Here is a 206-nt window from a genome sequence, read left to right on the forward strand (position 1 = left end):
CGTGCAGGGTTTGATCCACAAGGTATGCCTAATTTTATGCAGATCTTAGCAGACCAAGTGCGCTATAGTTCTAAGCCGCCTGAAATGCTATTAACGCACCCCTTACCTGACAGCCGTTTATCTGATGCACGTAGCCGAGCAGCGCAATATGCTCCGCGCAAAGTGCCACAATCGGCTAATTTTCTCTATGCTAAAATGCGGGTATT

The 206-nt window shown here is 47.6% G+C and carries 1 pseudogene; it reads left to right on the top strand.

The annotated features are described in order from the left end of the window. A pseudogene (locus tag HMPREF2886_RS34835) lies at positions 1-206 on the top strand (M48 family peptidase); the annotation flags it as partial.

The organism is Pseudomonas sp. HMSC066A08 (assembly GCF_001813025.1).
Classification (GTDB): Bacteria; Pseudomonadota; Gammaproteobacteria; order Pseudomonadales; family Pseudomonadaceae; genus Pseudomonas; species Pseudomonas aeruginosa.